This is a genomic window from Kitasatospora sp. NPDC090308 (genome assembly GCF_044769485.1).
In the GTDB taxonomy this organism is placed as follows: domain Bacteria; phylum Actinomycetota; class Actinomycetes; order Streptomycetales; family Streptomycetaceae; genus Kitasatospora; species Kitasatospora fiedleri.
This window is the reverse complement of sequence record NZ_JBIVXY010000033.1, coordinates 1-15,465: the sequence shown is the minus strand read 5'-3', so window position 1 is coordinate 15,465 and position 15,465 is coordinate 1. Positions and strand designations below refer to the sequence as shown.

The window sequence follows — 15,465 nt, the reverse complement described above, 5'->3', positions numbered from 1 at the left end:
CCTCCCGGTCGGTGGTGGCATCGTCCGCGAAGCGACGGTCACCGGTCGCGTCGGGCACGTACTTCACACAGACAACGATCCTCAAGCTCACGGCCACCTTGTCCTTTCACGCGGGAGGGAACTGAGTACCCCCACTAGACCACACTCCGTGCCATGTATCCACTCCCGTGGGGGTGTGAGGGGGGACTCAGTTCCCAGCGGGCGGCACCGGGCGGCGGACGGCGGCGGGGACGGGGGCGGGGCGGAGGTCGGCGGCCCAGCGCAGGGAGTACCAGGAGAGCGCGGCGAGCAGGGCGGCGCTGGGGAGTTCGGCGGCGTAGGCGAGGACCTCGGCGGTGCGGAACGCCTCGCCGCGGTGGGCGGACCAGAGGTCGAAGAAGGCGTCCGTGCCGAGCAGGACGGCGGTCGCGGAGGCGATCGGGCTGGTGGCGCGGTGGCGGCGGCGGACCAGGGCGGCGAGCAGCAGCAGGGCGGCGGCCTCCAGGAGGTCGAACCAGACCCAGGCGTTGGAGAGGTTGCGGGCCCCGAACCGGCCCCGGACGTTCAGGGCGAGTTCGACGATCCAGGGGAGCAGCAGGACGGCGGCGACCCGGAAGGCGATCGACAGCAGGCGCAGCAGTGCGTCCTCGTGGTCGGCCAGGGCCTTGCGGAGAGCGGGCACGCCGCGATCATAGGTCTGGCGGTGCGCCAGGTTCGTCAGGCGGCCGGACCAACCCGCCGGGCGGGTCTGCGGCGCGGATGCCCCGGGTCGGCCGCCCGGCGCGGGTGCGGCGGGGCCGCCGGGGGGGGGCGTGCGGCGGGGCCGCCGGGTGCGGTCGGGCACGCGGCGGCCCCGGGGCGGGGACGGGCGGGGGGCTCAGCCCTTGCGGCGCAGGCGGAGGGTGGAGTCGCGGTGCGGGCGGGCGTCCGGGTCGGTGACGGGGTGCCCGGGGTGGTCGTGCCGGGCGTGCTCCTCGGCGAGTTCGACGGTCCACTCGCCGGGGGCCGGCTGCAGGGCGGCGAGCATCTCCTCGGGGGTCGGGAGGTGCAGGTCCGGGTGCGGGTCGTCGTGCCGGGCGGGCGGTGCGGCGTGGCTGGTGATCAGCAGGGTGCCGCCGGGGGCGACGGCTGCGGCGGCCCGGCGCAGCACCCGGTCGCGCGGGAACTCGGCGGGGGAGTGCAGGAACTGCGCGGAGACCAGGTCGTACGCGCCGGACGGGAAGGCGTGCGCCAGGTCGACGCGCTGCCAGTCGATCCGGTCGGCGACGCCCGCGACGGCGGCCCGGGCGGCGGCCCGTTCCAGCGCGACCCGCGAGATGTCGACGGCGGTGACCTGCCAGCCCCGCTCGGCCAGCCAGATCGCGTCCCCGCCCTCGCCGCAGCCCAGGTCCAGCGCCCGGCCGGGCGCCAGGCCGGTGGCCTGCACGGTCAGCGAGGCGTTCGGGCGACCGCTCCAGATCTGCCCGCTCTCGCCGTACCGCTTCTCCCAGAACTCGACCGCGTCGACGGCCAGCCGGGTCTCCTCGGCGACCAGGTCGGCGTTGATCGCCGCGCCCGCCCGCAGCCCGTCCGCGGCGGCGATGGCGACCTGCGCGACCGGGTCGGTCAGGTTGCCCGCCGCCCAGACGCCGGGGACGCCGGTGGCACCCGTCGGGTCGGTGGTGGCCAGCCGGGTGGCGAACCGGACGCCCCCGAAGTCCAGGTCGGTGACCGCCAGGCCCAGCTCGGCCAGGAACGGCGCGGTCACGGTCAACTCGGTGCCGACGGCCAGCACCGCGCAGTCGACCACGGTGCCGTCGGCCAGCCGGACCCCGGTCAGCTCGGCGGCGCCGTCCTCGGGCAGCAGCGCGACGACCTCGCCGGGCACCACGCGCACCCCGCGGGCGGCCAGCTCGCGCCGCTGCCGCTCGTCGAACGGCTGCTCGTCGGACGGCCGCTCGTCGGACGACTGCTCGTCGGACGGCTGCTCGTCGGACGGCTGCTCGCCGGACGGCGCGGCGGTGTGCGCGAGCAGGGTGACGTCGCCGCTCCACTGCCGCCACAGCAGTGCCTGGTGGATGGCCACCGCCGGGTTGGTCGCCAGCACGGCGATCTTCCGGTCGCGGACCTCCCAGCCGTGGCAGTAGGGGCAGTGCACCACCTGGCGCCCCCAGCGCTCGGCCAGGCCGGGCAGCTCGGGCAGCAGGTCGGTGGTGCCGGTGGTCAGCAGCAGGCGGCGGGCGTGCACGGCGGTGCCGTCCGACAGCTCGGCGCGGAAGCCGCCGTCCTCCTCGCGGGCGACGGAGAGCACCTCGGCGTCGTGGAACTCGCCGCCGTACGAGGCGACTTCGGCCCGGCCGAGGGCGGTCAGCTCGGCCGGCGGCAGGCCCTCGCGGCCGAGCAGTCCGTGGATGCCCTCGGCCGGGGCGTTGCGCGGACGCCCCGCGTCGACGACCAGGACGGAACGGCGGGCCCGGGCCAGGGTGAGGGCGCCGCTGAGTCCGGCGGCACCGCCTCCGACGATCAGCACGTCGTGGTGGCGGGCGGGGCGGGGGTGCGGGTGACGGTGCGTCGTGGTCATGGCTCGATGGTGCGCCGCGTTCGCCGGATTGACAAACAATGTTGCTGAGGTGGCAAATGGAGGGGAGGAGAGGAGCACGGTGATGGGCGAGGACTTCGAGGCGGTGCTGACCGGCGTCGGCCCCCGGCTGCGGGCGATCCGGCAGCAGCACGGCACCACCCTGGCGCAACTGAGCGAGCAGACCGGTATCTCGGTCAGCACGCTGTCCCGGCTGGAGTCCGGCGGGCGGCGCCCGACCCTGGAACTGCTGCTGCCGCTGGCCCGCGCGCACGGCGTGGCCCTGGACGAACTGGTCGACGCCCCGCCCACCGGCGACCCCCGGGTGCGGCTGCGCCCGTTCGTCCGGCACGGCTGGACGTACCTGCCGCTGGCCCGCAGCCTCGGCGGCATGCAGGCGTACAAGATCATCGTCCCGGTGGGCGACAGCCGGGAGAACTGCGAGCAGCGCACCCACGAGGGCCACGAGTGGCTGTACGTGCTCTCCGGGGAGCTGCTGCTGAAACTGGGCGAGTACGAGGCGGTGCTGAAGGCGGGCGAGGCCGCGGAGTTCGACACCCGGACGCCGCACCTGTTCACCAACGCGGGGCGGGTGCCGGTGGAGTTCCTGAGCCTGTTCGGCCCGCAGGGGGAGCGGGTGCACGTGCGGGCCAGGACCGCCGAGCGGGCCGGGCGGGCGGCGGACTGACGGCGCGGTGCGGCGCGGCGCGACGGGACAGGGCGGGACGGGACGGGGCGGGACGGGGCGACGTGCGGTGGGACGCCGCGCCCGAGGGGGTGGGCGCGGCGTCCGGACCTGCGGTGGTGCGGTGTGGTGGTGCGGCCGGGTCAGTTGACGAAGACCGTGCCGCCCAGGGTGGTGTCGGTGACCGGGCCGTAGGCGGCCGAGAAGTTGATGCTGGCGAAGCAGATGCTCGGGCCGGACAGCTTGGTGAACGGCTGGTTGGTCATGGTGATCTTCGGCGGGGTGTTGGTGGCGTTGCCGTTGAGCGAGCCGCTGGTCGAGGAGTAGGTGCACAGGGCGTTGCCGGCCAGGGTCTTGAGGTTGACGGCGGCCTGGATCGTCCCGGTCAGGCTGACCGGGAGCCCGGCCGAGTCGGAGATGCTCAGGGTGTAGGGCAGGTTGCTCATGGTCAGGCTGTTCACACCGGTGACGCCGACCACGTTGGAGGTGCAGCCGGCGAAGGTCAGGGTGCCGACCGGGCCGGAGGCGGTGGCGGAGCCGGTGGCGGGCGGGTTGACGGCCACGCTGCCGCCGATGGTGGAGGTGGAGCACTTGACGCCGGTGGTGGTGCCCGGGTTGTACATGGTGGCGAAGGTGCCGCTGACCAGGTTCGCGGCCAGGGTGTCGCCGACCCCGACGGCCGTGCTGGTACCGGCGATGGTCAGCACCGGGGTGCTGCTCACCGCGCCGGCCGGGACGGCGGGGAGGAGGAGCAGGGCGCCGGCGGCGGTGAGGGCGGCGATGCCGGCGGAGAGGCGGTTGCGCATGAGGGTTCCTTCCGGTGGGTGGGGCGGAGCGGACGGAGCTGCCCCGGCGCGGTCGCCGGAGCGCGTGCGGGCCCCGCGCTGGGGACGGGACGGGCACGGGTTCGTGGGGGACGGGTGACGGAACCGATCAACTCCGTTGGGGGCGGAGTCGTGTGACGGCTCGTCAGTGCGCGGCGCTGCCGCTCAGTGCGGCGGTGAGGTCGGCGATGTCGGTGTCCAGGACGAAGGACGCGTTGGTCTGCTGGAAGCTCACCGAGTCCTTGCCGGGTGCGGCGGGCAGGCCCATCGTCCAGTTGATGATCTGGTTCAGCGAGCCGAGCAGGCCGCAGCCGTTGGCGCCGGGCACCGCGAAGGTGTTGTCGACCAGCGAGGCGTCGTTCTCCGAAATGACCAGCGCGTTGTGCCCGTTGGGGTCCGGGGTGTAGTCGAGGGTGCCCGGGTCGCCGGTCATCGGCGGGGTGGAGGCGGTCGCGCCGGTGGTGGGCTTGAGCAGCAGCGGCGCGGAGTCCGAGCCGATGTAGCAGTGCGCGCCGAACAGCGCGTTGTACAGGTGCAGTTTGATCGGCAGCTGGAACACCGGGTACGGCTCGCCGGTCGCCAGCGGCGTGAACTTGGTGACCGGGCCCGCGAGTTCCACCTGGGCGAAGACGCTGGTGATGCCCGGGAGGAAGTTCTGGATGCCCGGGATGTTGATCTGCACCATGGGCGCGCTGAGCAGCGGCGCGCCGGTGGGCGGCACCACGGTGTACTGGTTGGCGCTGCTGCCGTCCGGGAACGACACCTCCGGCGCGGACTTGTCCCAGTAGAAACCGAACTGCAGCGTGATCGGTGAGTTGAACGGCACCACGGTGCTGCCGAGGGTGAACTTCCCGGCGTTGGTCACCGACACCAGGCAGCCGACCTGGAGGTTCTCCGGGTTGTGCATGGCGGGCGCGGAGAGCGGACAGTTGCCCATGCCGGTGTACGGCGCGCCGGGCGCGGCCGCGGTGGCGGCGGAGGCCGGGGTGACACCGGCCAGCAGCGCGGCACCGGCCAGGGCGGCGGCGGACGGCAGCAGGCGGCGGCGCCGGCGGCGGGACGCGCCGGGGGCGGCGGTGGCTGTGGCCGCGGGGTCGGCGGCGGCGGGGGCGGGCGAGCTGGCGCGCATGGCGGGGACTCCTGACGGCAGGGGACAGGGCGTGGCGAGGCAGGGCGTGCCGAGGTTGAGCGTGGCGAGGCGGGGCGTGCCGGGGCGAGGGGTGCCGGGGCGAGGGTGCCGGGTGGGGCGTGACGGGATGTGCCGGGCGTGCCGGAGCGTGACGAGGCGGGACGGGCTGGGCTGGGGATCACAGGGCGCTCGACGCCACGAGCGACCGGGCCGAGGGCGCACGACTGCCACCGTTGCGCCGGAGCGGTCCGCCGTACCGGGAGCGCGGCGCCTCCGTACGGGGAGTGCGCCGGGCCCGGAGCGAGAACGACCCGGTGGGCACGGCTGTTACGCCGGGGTTACCGCCGGGTACCCGCCAAGTTCTAGGCGTCCCGTCGGGCCAACGTCAAGGAGAAAGACGGAAGTTGGAAGGAAGGTGAGTGGAGTTCGCTTGTCACTGGTCTCCAACTTCCCCATCAATCACAGGAGTTGACTGGAGTTCGGGAAATCCCGGACGGTGCGCGAAGTATTGACCCGCCATGTACCCCGGGGTAACTTCCAGTCAGCCCGCCGGTTATGAGAAAGATCGTCAACTTCACTGCCACGCACCACAGTTGGCGCATCGCACCCACCCACGCCAGGCCCTCGCCGCCGCCGGGCTGCGGATCCCCCACCCGACCCTCAGGAGCCCTCCATGGCACCCTCCGCAGAACAATCCGCCGCCACCTCGACCGGGCGCGGCCGGGTCCGACTGCGCCGCGCCGCACTGATGGCGGTACCGGCCTGCGTCACCGCGGGCCTCCTGGTGACCCTGACCGCGCAGAACGTCCTGGCCACCCAGTTCGCCATCTCCGGCATGGCTTTCGAGGTCACCGCCGACAAGCTGGACGGCACCGGGTTCGAGCAGTTCGGCACCCTCGACAACATGATCGAGAACAGCCCCAACGCCGGCGACACCGGCGGCCAGCTGTTCCTGATCCAGACCGTGGTGAAGCAGGCGTCCCTGACCAAGCTCTGCCAGAGCGTCAACCTGGGCGGCATCAACCTGCTGATCACGGCCGGCGACAAGGGCACCCCCGTCACCGCCGAGAACCTCACCACCGACTCCGATCTGATGAGCGGTGACGCCGAGTTCAAGAACCTCGAAGTCGGCCGCGACGCCAGCACCTTCGACAAGGGCGGCGTGGCCGGCCCGCCCGGCATGTTCGGCCAGCAGGGCGACACCGTGGCCGTCGACCACTTCCGGCAGCAGAACTACGCCACCACCGCCGGCACCTTCCGCCTGCCCAACATGCACCTCAGCTTCAGCGGCGATGGCTGCTGAGCCCGGACCGGCACCGGACCGGGCGGCCGACACCACGGCCGCCCGGCCCGCCGACACCGCCCCCGCCCCTGTTCCGGCCCCGGCCCATGCCCATGCCCATGCCCATGCTTCCGCCGAAGCGGCCGCCACCCACGGCGCGCCCCCCACCGAGGCCGCCGCGGTGCCACCCGCCCCGCGCGGCTTCGCGGGCTGGCGCGGACGCCGCCCGTTCTGGGGCGGCCTGCTGATCGTGCTCGCCGGTGCCGAGATCCTGTTCACCGAGAAGGCCCCGATGCGCATGGTCATCCGCATCGGCATGCTCGGTCTGGCCGGTTACGTCATCCCCACCCTCATGGTGCTCTGCGGACTGCTCCTCATCTTCCACCCCGTCCAACGGGTCTTCTACTCCGTGCTTGCCGTCCTCGCCACCCTCGGCAGTTGGATCACCTCCAACCTCGGCGGCTTCTTCATCGGCCTGCTGCTCGGCCTGATCGGCAGCAGCCTCGCCTTCGGTTGGCTCCCCGACCAGCCCCGGCGCCGCCGGGCGCTGCGCCGGGAAGCGAAACGCGAAGCCACCCCGGCCTGACCGGGGAGGCGCCCGGCGGAGGAGCGTGGCCGCCGTCGGGTGCCCCGGCCGCGGCCCCCGCACACCGAGCGGGCGGGGGCCGCGGCCGGGCCTTTCCCGCGCACCGCCCGCACCGCCCGCACCGTCCGCGCCGGGCGCACCGCGTGTTCCGGGACGGGTGCCGGGCGTCCGGAGGCGTGCCGGGTGTCCGGGTACGTGCCGACGACAGTCCGCGGCTTGGTACCTTGGGCGACTGACGGCCGGTGGACAGGCGGAACAACGCGGCGGGTACGGGCGGGCGGCGGTGGACACGACGCACCCGCGCGGCGGACGCGTACGGCGGACGGGACGGGTGCGGTGCGGGTACTGCGGTGCGGCAGCGACGCCGTCCTGGTCGAGGTCGAGGACGCCGAACAGGTCCAGCGGCTGCACGCCGCCCTGCGCGACGCCCCGCCCACCGGCGTCGGCGAACTCGTCCCCGCCGCCCGCACCGTCCTGGTCCGCTACGACCCGGCCGCGACCGACTGGCAGCGCCTGCGCGCCGCCGTCACCGCGCTGCCGCTGCGCGACGCGCCACCGGCCGGGGCCGCCGGGGCCGTGCTGGTCCCCGTCCGCTACGACGGCCCCGACCTGGCCGAAGTCGCCCGGCTGGCCGGCCTGACGGAGGAGCAGGTCGTCGAGCGCCACACCGCCGGGCAGTACCGCGTCGCGTTCTGCGGCTTCGCCCCCGGCTTCGCGTACCTCACCGGCCTCGACCCGCGGCTGCGGGTGCCCCGCCGCGCCGAGCCCCGCACCCGGGTCCCCACCGGCGCGGTCGCCGTCGCCGACGAGTACACCGGCGTCTACCCCCGCACCTCGCCCGGCGGTTGGCAACTGCTCGGCACCACCGACCTCCCGCTCTGGGACACCGCCGCCGACCCGCCCACCCGGCTGCTCCCCGGCACCTCCGTGCGCTTCGTCGCGGTCGAGGGGACCGGGAACGAAGGGAGCCGCCCGTGAACGGGGACGCCGTACCGGGACGGGACACCGTATCGGCGCAGGACGTCGGCGGCCGGGCCGGGCTGCTGGTGGTGCGGGCCGGGTACGGGGCGACCGTGCAGGACCTGGGGCGTCCCGGGTTGGCGGCGCTCGGGGTGGGGCGGTCCGGGGCCGCCGACCGGGGTGCGCTGCGGCTCGCCAACCGGCTGGTCGGCAATCCCGAGGACGCGGCCGGGCTCGAAATGCCGCTGGGCGGCGTCGAGTTGGAGTTCAACCGAACCACCACCTGCGCCCTCGCCGGCGCCGACTGCCCGGCCTGGGCGGCCGACCGGCCGGTCGCCGGGAACACGCCGTTCACGGTGCCCGCCGGAGCCCGGCTGCGGCTCGGCACGCCCGGGCGCGGCCTGCGCGTCTACCTCGCCGTCCGCGGTGGGCTGGACGTCCCCGCCGTCCTCGGTTCCCGCTCCACCGACACCCTCGCGGGCCTCGGCCCCGCCCGCCTGACGGCCGGCCGACTGCTGCCCGTCGGCACCGCCGCCACCGGCTGGCCCGCCGCCGAGCACGCCCCGCGCCGCGAACCGTCCGGCCCCGTCCTGCTGCACGTGATCCCCGGGCCGCGCGACGACTGGTTCACCGCCGCCGCGCTGCGCACCCTGTACGACGAGCCGTACACCGTGACCGGCGACAGCGACCGGGTCGGCATGCGCCTGGACGGCCCCGCGCTGGAACGGGCCCGGGACGGGGAACTGCCCTCCGAGGGCATGGTGGCCGGCGCGCTACAGGTGCCGCCGTCCGGGCGGCCGATCCTGTTCCTCGCCGACCACCCCGTCACCGGCGGGTACCCGGTCGTCGGAGTGGTCCGCCGCGCCGACCTCGACGCGGCCGGGCAGGCCCGCCCCGGCGACACGCTGCGCTTCCGCCCGGCCTGAGCCCTCGGGCCCCGAGGCCGAGCTCCGGGTTATGCGCCCTGGGCCCTGCGCACTGTGTCCTGTGCCTTGGGCTTCGCGGGGGAGCGGGCCGGGCGGGTCAGCCGAGGGTGACCACCCTCGCCCAGTGCGGCGGGGTGTCCGGGGTGTAGCCGGGGTCGTCCTCGTCGTCGGCGGTGCGGCGGGGTCGGGCGCGGGGGAACAGGCCGACGACGGTGCGGCAGGGTGGCGGGGTGCTGGGCCAGGGGGTCTGGCCGTCGGTCAGGGCGACCACCACGTCGGGCGTGGGGCGCCGGCCCAGCGCGGTGGTGAACCCGCTGCGCAGGTCGGTGCCGCCGCCGCCGATCAGGGTCCAGCCGCTGTCGGCGGCGGCCTGCCGGGCGACCCGGGCGGCGGCGTCGCAGGAGATCACCGAGACCAGGTCGCGCCGTCCGCCCAGCGTCCGCAGGATCGCCGCGGTCTCCAGCAGCGCGGAGCCCAACTCGCTGTCGCTGACCGAGCCGGAGGTGTCGACGACCACCGCGACCCGGGGCGGGCGGCGGCGCAGCGAGGGCAGCACCACCTTGGGCAGGCCGGTCGAGCGGCGGGCCGGGCGGCCGTAGCTGTAGTCCTCGCCGGCGCCCGCCGAGGCCATCGTGGAGCGGATCGCCGCGCCGAGCAACTGCCGCCACGGCTGCGGCGGGTGGAACACCTCCTCGGCCCAGCGCCGCCAGCCCGCCGGGACCTCGCCGGGGTGGGCCGTGATGCCCTGGGCGACCCGGAAGCGGACCAGGTCGCGCTCCTGCTCGCTCAGGCCGTGCGCGCCGTCCGGGCCGAGATCCCACTCCCGTTCCCGCCCGTCCGCGCCGCTGCCGCACTCCAGCCACACCAGGTGCTGGTACTGGGTGCTGACGGAGAACTGCCGCGCGTAATCCTCCATCAGCCGGCCTTCGGGCAGGCGGAGGACGTCCGGGTAGACCGCGCCGGGGATCCGGACCAGGCCGTCGCCGAACGCGTCGTCGTTGATCTCGCAGTCCGCGGCCAGGTTGATCCGCAACCGGGCGGCGGGCCCCTCGCGGTCGATCGCGCGCAGCAGCCGGTCGCCGCGCCGGGCGTGGTCGCGCAGCAGGTGCGAGACCTCGTGCACCCAGACCGAGGCCAGTTCCTCCTCCGGGGTGCGTTCGACGAAGCGCGGCGAGACGTAGCACCGCCAGTGCCGGTCCACCGCCATGGTCGGCACCCGGGTCGACTCCACCACGTGCATGGCGAACAGCGCCGTCGCCAGGTGCGGGCGGGCCCGGACGGCGTGCAGCCGGGCCGCGAACAGCTTCTCGGTGTCCAGCCGCAGGGACGCGCTCCGCGGCGTGTTGCGCGGCGTGTTGCGCGGCGTGTTCCGTGCTGTGCTCGTCGGCGCGTCCTTGGGGGTGCTCATCGGCGGCCCGTGCCGGCGGGGACCCGGGCGGCCGAGCGGTCGGCCCGGCGGGAGACCTGGAGCGCGCCCGCGAAGCGGTTGATCAACTCCGGTACCTCCCAGGCGTCCTGGCGCAGCGCGGCGAGCGTGGTCACCGGCACCACCAGCACGTCCGGCGGGCTGCTCTCCAGCGCCCGGGCCATCAACGCCCAGGCGGCGTCCCAGCGTTCACGGGTCGGTCGGGAGCGGACGGCGGCCACCACGCCGTCCAGGGCGGCCTGCCGCAGGTCGCCGCGCCGGGGCAGCACGGCGGCGTCCGGGTCGGCGAGCAGATCCTCGGGCGCGGGCAGGTCCATCCGGTCGACGGTGGCCAGGAGTTCGAGCCCGGGCCCGTCGCCGACGGTGCCGCGCACCAGCAGCGACAGCACCTCCCGGGAGGAACCGGCCGCCGAGCCGAACGCCAGCAGCCGCATGGTCATCTCCCAGCTGCGGGGCGACGGCCAGGCCCGGCCGCGCCTGGTCTCGGCGTTCGGCAGCCGGTGGGTCAGTTCGGGCCGGACGGTGAGCAGTCCGCACACCGCGCGCCGGGCGAACTCGACGGCGGCGGACAGCCGTTCGGGATCGAGCCGGGGCAGCTCGGCGCGCGGCCACACGCCGCCGAGGCCGCGCACCACCACCTCGGCGTCGTGCACCCAGTCCAGGTGGACGAAGCGGTTGGCCAGCGGAGCGCTCAGCTCCCAGCCGTCGGCGGCCGAGGCGCGCGGGTTGGCCGCCGCCACGATCCTTACCCCCGGCGGGAGTTGCAGCGCGCCGATGCGACGCTCCAGGACCAGGCGCAGCAGTGCGGCCTGCACGGCCGGCGGGGCGGTCGACAGCTCGTCGAGGAACAGCAGCCCGCGGCCCTGCCGGACCAGCCGCACCGCCCAGTCCGGCGGCGCCAGCGGCACGCCCTGCGCGGCGGGGTCGTCGCCGATCACCGGCAGGCCGGAGAAGTCGGACGGCTCGTGGACGCTGGCGATCACCGTGGTGAGCGGCAGGTCGAGTTCGGTGGCGAGCTGGGTCAGCGCGGCGGTCTTGCCGATGCCCGGCTCGCCCCACAGCAGGACCGGGAGGTCGGCGGCGACGGCGAGGGTCAGTGCCTCGACCTGGAGGTCCTGGCGGGGCTCGGTGACGGACTCCTTCAGGAGGCCCAGCAGCCTTTCGGCGAGGTCGAGTTGGGGCGAAGTGACAGTGGCGGAAGAAGGCATGGGTGATTCACCTGGGGGTCGAGGGACGGGAGAAGGGGAGCCCGGGGCGCGGAGCGGTGGCCGCGGCGTACCTGCCGGGCGTGCCGGGGTGGAGCGGACGGCCCTACCAGGGCCGCAGGGGCGGCTTCGGCGGGACGCGGGGATGCCGCCGGTGCGGACGGCCGTGCGGGCGCGGGGCGACGGGTACGGGGGCGGGGGCGGTGTCGAAGCGGCCGTGCCCGCGTTCGAACCCGGCCGCGTACAGGCTGCCCGCCAGCCGCCGGTGGACGTCGCCGTCCAGCGTCTCGGCGAGCGGGCCCTCGCGCAGGACGGCCTCCGCGCCCAGCAGTCGGCGCACGGCGGCGAGTGCCCCGGCGCGGTCGCCGTGCAGCAGCCGCTGCCGGATGCTGTCCAGGTCCTCCGGCTGCCGGTGCGCGCGGTCGATCGCCCGCAGGCAGGGCAGTGGCGGCCCGCCGAACGCCACCAGCGCCTCCTCGCGCCGCAGTTGCTCCGGGGCGTGGTCGAGCGGCACGAGCACCCCGTCGACCACCGCGATCCGGTGCGGCACGCCCCGGCACTCCACCGTCAACGTCCCGCCCTCGCGCACCGGTTCGGGCCGGTCGGGCCGGTGTCCGGGGGCGAGTGCGGCGGCCACCAGCGGGTGCAGCGCGTCCGGCCCGATCAGCCCCGCGCGGAGCAGCAGCAGGTCGGGCGGCGTCCAGGTGGCGGCGTCCGGCAGCACGGGGTGGCCGCGCGGGACGCGGAGCACCTCCGCGGGCGCGTCCGGCGGCGTGGGCGCGCCGAGCAGCAGGTACCGCCGGTGGCCGAGCCGTACCGCCACGGGTGCGCCGTCGGGCAGGCCCTCCGCCGCACGCACCAGTCCGGCCTCGAACTCCCATGCCGAATAAGCGAACTGATGTTCCGTCAGTTCTGCCGTCCGAGCCGCGAATTCGAGGGTGCGGCGGGCGTCCCAGAGGTGCCGGTGCAGGTCGAGGCGGAAGCGCGGGTCGGGGCGCGGCCGGGCCCGTGCGGCCGGGCGGGCGTCGGCGTCCCACAGCGCCAGGGTGACGCGTTGGGCCGCCGCCGCGTGGCCGGGTGCCGTCCGGGCCACCAGGTGCAGTGGCGCGGCGCCCCCGTCGCGCGGGTAGCGGGCCAGGGTCAGCGTCAGCCCGGGCCGCAGCAGCCCGTCCGGGGCGACCCGCGGCAGGTGCCAGCGCAGCAGGTCGGGGGCCAGGTGCCGCAGATCGGCCCGGAGCCGTCCGGCCAGCTCGGACCCGTACGCCCGGGAGACGGCGCGCAGCTCGAAGCCCGGATCGCATCCGGCCGCCGCGCAGGCTCCGCCCCAATCGCCCAGCGCACGGCGGGCGGTGGCGGTCTCGATCATGGCCGGGGGAACGGCGAAACGCCGGACGCGCGACCAGAAACTGTTGCGAGTGTCCTCGTCCAGGAGGGAAGTGTCGTGCATCAGCACTCACTTCGGAAGGACGGGACCTCCAATCCATGTGTAGTCATCGCCGCCGATGGTAGCCGCGATCCGGCGGACTGTCAGCCCCGTTCTCCGCCCGTCCCACTCGTCGCACCCGCTTCCTCCCCGACCGTCCCGCCCGCGCACCACCCCGACGTAGGGTGGCGGCGAGGGGCCGGAGAGCGGCCCGGGCGGACCGGGAACGGCGGTGCGGCATGACGGACGGGCGGGTCGCGGACGGACGGGTGACAGCCGGGCGGATCGCCCCGGGCGGCGGATGGCGACGGCCGGTGGAGGCGCTGCGGCACAGGCTGCTGCGCGAGATCAACTCCACGGTGCACGGCACCGATCTGCACCTGGAACGCTACGACCGGCCGCCCGGCGACCCCGGGCTGTTCGGGCCCGACAGCGTGGTGTGGCGGGTGCACGGGCACCCGGCCGGGATGCTGGTCGGCGGGTTCGCCGCGCTGATGCTCCAGTCGCTGCACCCCGTGGCGATGCGCGCCGTCGCCGAGCACTCCGACTACCGCACCGATCCGGTCGGACGGCTGCACCGCACCGCCCGCTTCGTCTCCACCACCACGCTCGGCTCCTCCGCCGCCGCCGAAGCCGCGATCGCGGCCGTCCGCCGCGTCCACGGCTACGTCCGCGGCCGCGACGCCGAGGGCCGCCCGTACCGGGCCGACGACCCCGACCTGCTGTGCTGGGTGCACACCGCCGAGACCTCCTGCTTCCTGGCCGGGTACCAAGTCTTCGCCGGGGGAGCGAAGTTGAGCAGGCCGGAGTGCGACGACTACCTCGCCGAGGTCGCCCAGATCGGCCAACTCCTGGGCGCGGACGGCGTACCCGTCTCACGCGCCGGACTCGCCCGCTACCTGGCCGAGGTGCGCGGCGCGCTGCGGGCCACCCCGGAGGCGCTGGAGGCCGTCGCCCTGTTGCGCGCCTTCGGCCGGACCCGGCGCGAACGCCTGGCCGTCCGGGTCCTCACCAACGCGGCCGTCGGCCTGCTGCCCGCCCGGGCCCGCCGCACGCTCGGCATCCACCGCCCCTGGGTCGTCCGCCGGCTCTGGGACCGCCCGTCGGCCCGACTGCTCGGCGCGGTCATGGTCTGGGCCTGCGGACTGTCCCCGATCCGCGCCGCCGCCACGGCCCGGGCCGCCGGGACCCCCGCCGTCCGGACGGACGCGGCCCGCGGCTGACGGCGGCTGCCCGCGGCGTAGGGCGGGGGAGCGCGCAGAAGCGGCCGCCGCACCGGGGCTGGGGTTCCGGTGCGACGGCCGCTTCGGCGTCGTCAGTGGTCGGCGGCGACGGTCGGTGCGGGGCGTGAGGCGGTCAGCACTGGGGCCGACGGCCGTGGTTCGCTCCGCGCCTCGCGCGGGCCTTCTTCTTGCGGCGGCGCTTCGACGACATGGCCTCTCCTCTCGCGACGGTGCACGACATCCCCCCGTCCACCGTGCCCCGTCCCCGCCGAACCCGCCAGCCGGAACCGGCCCGGCCCGCTCCCGCACCCCGGGGCGTGTTCGACACACCGGTGCCCGCCGGGCCGGGCATCGGCGCGCCCCGGGGGCCAGGATGGAGGAACGGGGGCCGAGACGAACTCCGCGGGAGAGAGCATGACGCAGCAGCACACCCAGCACGGGAGCCACGAGGGCGCGCCGGCCGACGAGTGGCCGCCCACCGAGACTCCGGAGGCCCGGATGACCGCCGAGGGCGCGCCGCCGCCGGACGAGGCCGAGAAGACCCCCGACGACGGCCCCGAGTTCGCCGTCCCGGTCTCCACGCCGCCCGAGCCCGAAGAGGGCTGACCCCGGCCGGGCCGGGGGCGCCGACCGGGCACCGACCGGGGACGGGCCGAGAACGGGCCGGAAGTGGGCCGCACGGCCGGACGGGGCGGCGGTCGGGGAGCGGTGGTCCGGGTGCTTCTGGTCGGGGGGGGGCTTCGGTCGGCGGATCGCGGTTAGACGGACAGGACATCCGTTCATCCGTCCATCTGTCCAACCGTTGATCCGACCGTCCGACGGAAGGAGCATCCGATGACCGTGATCTCGCGCCTGCCCGGTGCCCTCGAGGAGGAGTGGGACTGGCAGCTCGCCGGGGCCTGCCGCGGCGCCGACTCCCAGCTGTTCTTCCACCCCGCCGGGGAACGCGGCCAGGCCCACGACGACCGCGACCGCGCGGCCAAGGCCGTCTGCGCCCGCTGCCCCGTCCGCGAACGCTGCCTGCTGCACGCGCTGGCCGCCCGCGAACGCTACGGCGTGTGGGGCGGACGCACCGAGGAGGAACGGCGCGGCATGCTGCGCCGCAGGCGGCGCAACCGCGCCCACGCCGGCTGAGCGTCCGGACGGGGGGGCCCCCCCCCCCCCCCCGGCCCCCCCCCCCGGGCGCCCCCCCCCCCCCCCCGGGGGGGGGCCGGCCCCCCCCGGGGCGCCCCCCGGGGGGGGGGCGCGCCGCCCCGGGGC

General features: G+C 75.8%; 15 protein-coding genes and 1 pseudogene. 8 read left to right on the top strand and 8 right to left on the bottom strand.

All coding sequences use genetic code 11. The features are described 5' to 3' along the window. The 3 genes and pseudogenes from ACIQVD_RS33995 to ACIQVD_RS33985 form a co-directional block, all read right to left on the bottom strand. Positions 1-91 (bottom strand): annotated as a pseudogene (locus ACIQVD_RS33995) (electron transfer flavoprotein subunit beta); the annotation flags it as partial. Between the two features lie 96 nt (positions 92-187). After that, complete coding sequence (locus tag ACIQVD_RS33990; RefSeq protein WP_400684226.1) at positions 188-661, bottom strand: hypothetical protein; 474 nt, start codon at positions 659-661, stop codon at positions 188-190. A gap of 195 nt (positions 662-856) precedes the next feature. Continuing rightward, entirely contained in the window at positions 857-2,539 is a 1,683-nt protein-coding gene (locus ACIQVD_RS33985; RefSeq protein ID WP_402292707.1) for an FAD-dependent oxidoreductase, read from the bottom strand. Between the two features lie 82 nt (positions 2,540-2,621). Between ACIQVD_RS33985 and ACIQVD_RS33980 the strand changes: the two genes are divergently transcribed. Next, the gene (locus ACIQVD_RS33980) at positions 2,622-3,224 is read left to right on the top strand and encodes a helix-turn-helix domain-containing protein (RefSeq protein WP_400684231.1); all 603 of its coding nucleotides are present in this window, start codon (positions 2,622-2,624) and stop codon (positions 3,222-3,224) included. Positions 3,225-3,364: 140 nt separating this feature from the next. Here the strand turns inward: ACIQVD_RS33980 and ACIQVD_RS33975 are convergent, their stop codons facing one another. Beyond that, entirely contained in the window at positions 3,365-4,027 is a 663-nt protein-coding gene (locus tag ACIQVD_RS33975; RefSeq protein WP_402292706.1) for a Tat pathway signal sequence domain protein, read from the bottom strand. 163 nt (positions 4,028-4,190) lie between these two features. Next, a complete protein-coding gene (locus ACIQVD_RS33970) occupies positions 4,191-5,174 on the bottom strand; it encodes a hypothetical protein (RefSeq protein ID WP_402292705.1) in 984 nt (327 codons plus the stop codon). Positions 5,175-5,847: 673 nt separating this feature from the next. On the opposite strand from ACIQVD_RS33970, the gene ACIQVD_RS33965 reads away from it, so the two are divergent. From ACIQVD_RS33965 to ACIQVD_RS33950, 4 genes are all read left to right on the top strand, one after another. Then, positions 5,848-6,477, top strand: a complete 630-nt coding sequence (locus tag ACIQVD_RS33965; protein WP_100839169.1) for a DUF6230 family protein — start codon at positions 5,848-5,850, stop codon at positions 6,475-6,477. Between the two features lie 160 nt (positions 6,478-6,637). After that, a complete protein-coding gene (locus tag ACIQVD_RS33960; protein WP_282203775.1) occupies positions 6,638-7,042 on the top strand; it encodes a DUF6114 domain-containing protein in 405 nt (134 codons plus the stop codon). 336 nt (positions 7,043-7,378) lie between these two features. After that, a complete protein-coding gene (locus ACIQVD_RS33955; RefSeq protein ID WP_400684238.1) occupies positions 7,379-8,020 on the top strand; it encodes an allophanate hydrolase subunit 1 in 642 nt (213 codons plus the stop codon). 68 nt (positions 8,021-8,088) lie between these two features. Beyond that, complete coding sequence (locus tag ACIQVD_RS33950; protein ID WP_402292708.1) at positions 8,089-8,928, top strand: biotin-dependent carboxyltransferase family protein; 840 nt, start codon at positions 8,089-8,091, stop codon at positions 8,926-8,928. A gap of 97 nt (positions 8,929-9,025) precedes the next feature. Here the strand turns inward: ACIQVD_RS33950 and ACIQVD_RS33945 are convergent, their stop codons facing one another. From ACIQVD_RS33945 to ACIQVD_RS33935, 3 genes are all read right to left on the bottom strand, one after another. Continuing rightward, on the bottom strand, positions 9,026-10,336 hold the full coding sequence (locus ACIQVD_RS33945; protein ID WP_402292704.1) for a VWA-like domain-containing protein: 1,311 nt from the start codon (positions 10,334-10,336) through the stop codon (positions 9,026-9,028). After that, positions 10,333-11,562, bottom strand: coding sequence for an AAA family ATPase (locus tag ACIQVD_RS33940; protein WP_402292703.1), 1,230 nt, complete (start codon positions 11,560-11,562; stop codon positions 10,333-10,335). The genes ACIQVD_RS33945 and ACIQVD_RS33940 overlap by 4 nt, the downstream gene beginning before the upstream one ends. A gap of 103 nt (positions 11,563-11,665) precedes the next feature. After that, positions 11,666-13,006, bottom strand: coding sequence for a hypothetical protein (locus ACIQVD_RS33935; protein ID WP_402292702.1), 1,341 nt, complete (start codon positions 13,004-13,006; stop codon positions 11,666-11,668). A gap of 215 nt (positions 13,007-13,221) precedes the next feature. Here ACIQVD_RS33935 and ACIQVD_RS33930 point away from each other — a divergent pair, with 215 nt between their 5' ends. The 3 genes from ACIQVD_RS33930 (at position 13,222) to ACIQVD_RS33920 (ending at position 15,339) form a co-directional block, all read left to right on the top strand. Beyond that, positions 13,222-14,205 carry an oxygenase MpaB family protein gene (locus tag ACIQVD_RS33930; protein ID WP_402292701.1) on the top strand — a complete coding sequence of 328 codons (984 nt, stop codon included), beginning with the start codon at positions 13,222-13,224 and terminating at the stop codon, positions 14,203-14,205. A gap of 414 nt (positions 14,206-14,619) precedes the next feature. Then, positions 14,620-14,811 carry a hypothetical protein gene (locus ACIQVD_RS33925; protein WP_400684251.1) on the top strand — a complete coding sequence of 64 codons (192 nt, stop codon included), beginning with the start codon at positions 14,620-14,622 and terminating at the stop codon, positions 14,809-14,811. Positions 14,812-15,039: 228 nt separating this feature from the next. Next, entirely contained in the window at positions 15,040-15,339 is a 300-nt protein-coding gene (locus ACIQVD_RS33920) for a WhiB family transcriptional regulator (RefSeq protein ID WP_400684253.1), read from the top strand. The last annotated feature ends 126 nt before the right edge of the window (positions 15,340-15,465 follow it).

What these genes read in the sequence shown, in the direction of transcription:
- ACIQVD_RS33920 (WP_400684253.1), top strand. Translation starts at nt 15,040, where the DNA reads ATGACCGTGATCTCGCGCCTGCCCGGTGCCCTCGAGGAGGAGTGGGAC.
- ACIQVD_RS33975 (WP_402292706.1), bottom strand. Translation starts at nt 4,027, where the DNA reads ATGCGCAACCGCCTCTCCGCCGGCATCGCCGCCCTCACCGCCGCCGGC.
- ACIQVD_RS33945 (WP_402292704.1), bottom strand. Translation starts at nt 10,336, where the DNA reads ATGAGCACCCCCAAGGACGCGCCGACGAGCACAGCACGGAACACGCCG.
- ACIQVD_RS33925 (WP_400684251.1), top strand. Translation starts at nt 14,620, where the DNA reads ATGACGCAGCAGCACACCCAGCACGGGAGCCACGAGGGCGCGCCGGCC.
- ACIQVD_RS33965 (WP_100839169.1), top strand. Translation starts at nt 5,848, where the DNA reads ATGGCACCCTCCGCAGAACAATCCGCCGCCACCTCGACCGGGCGCGGC.
- ACIQVD_RS33935 (WP_402292702.1), bottom strand. Translation starts at nt 13,006, where the DNA reads ATGCACGACACTTCCCTCCTGGACGAGGACACTCGCAACAGTTTCTGG.
- ACIQVD_RS33980 (WP_400684231.1), top strand. Translation starts at nt 2,622, where the DNA reads ATGGGCGAGGACTTCGAGGCGGTGCTGACCGGCGTCGGCCCCCGGCTG.
- ACIQVD_RS33940 (WP_402292703.1), bottom strand. Translation starts at nt 11,562, where the DNA reads ATGCCTTCTTCCGCCACTGTCACTTCGCCCCAACTCGACCTCGCCGAA.
- ACIQVD_RS33970 (WP_402292705.1), bottom strand. Translation starts at nt 5,174, where the DNA reads ATGCGCGCCAGCTCGCCCGCCCCCGCCGCCGCCGACCCCGCGGCCACA.
- ACIQVD_RS33930 (WP_402292701.1), top strand. Translation starts at nt 13,222, where the DNA reads ATGACGGACGGGCGGGTCGCGGACGGACGGGTGACAGCCGGGCGGATC.
- ACIQVD_RS33985 (WP_402292707.1), bottom strand. Translation starts at nt 2,539, where the DNA reads ATGACCACGACGCACCGTCACCCGCACCCCCGCCCCGCCCGCCACCAC.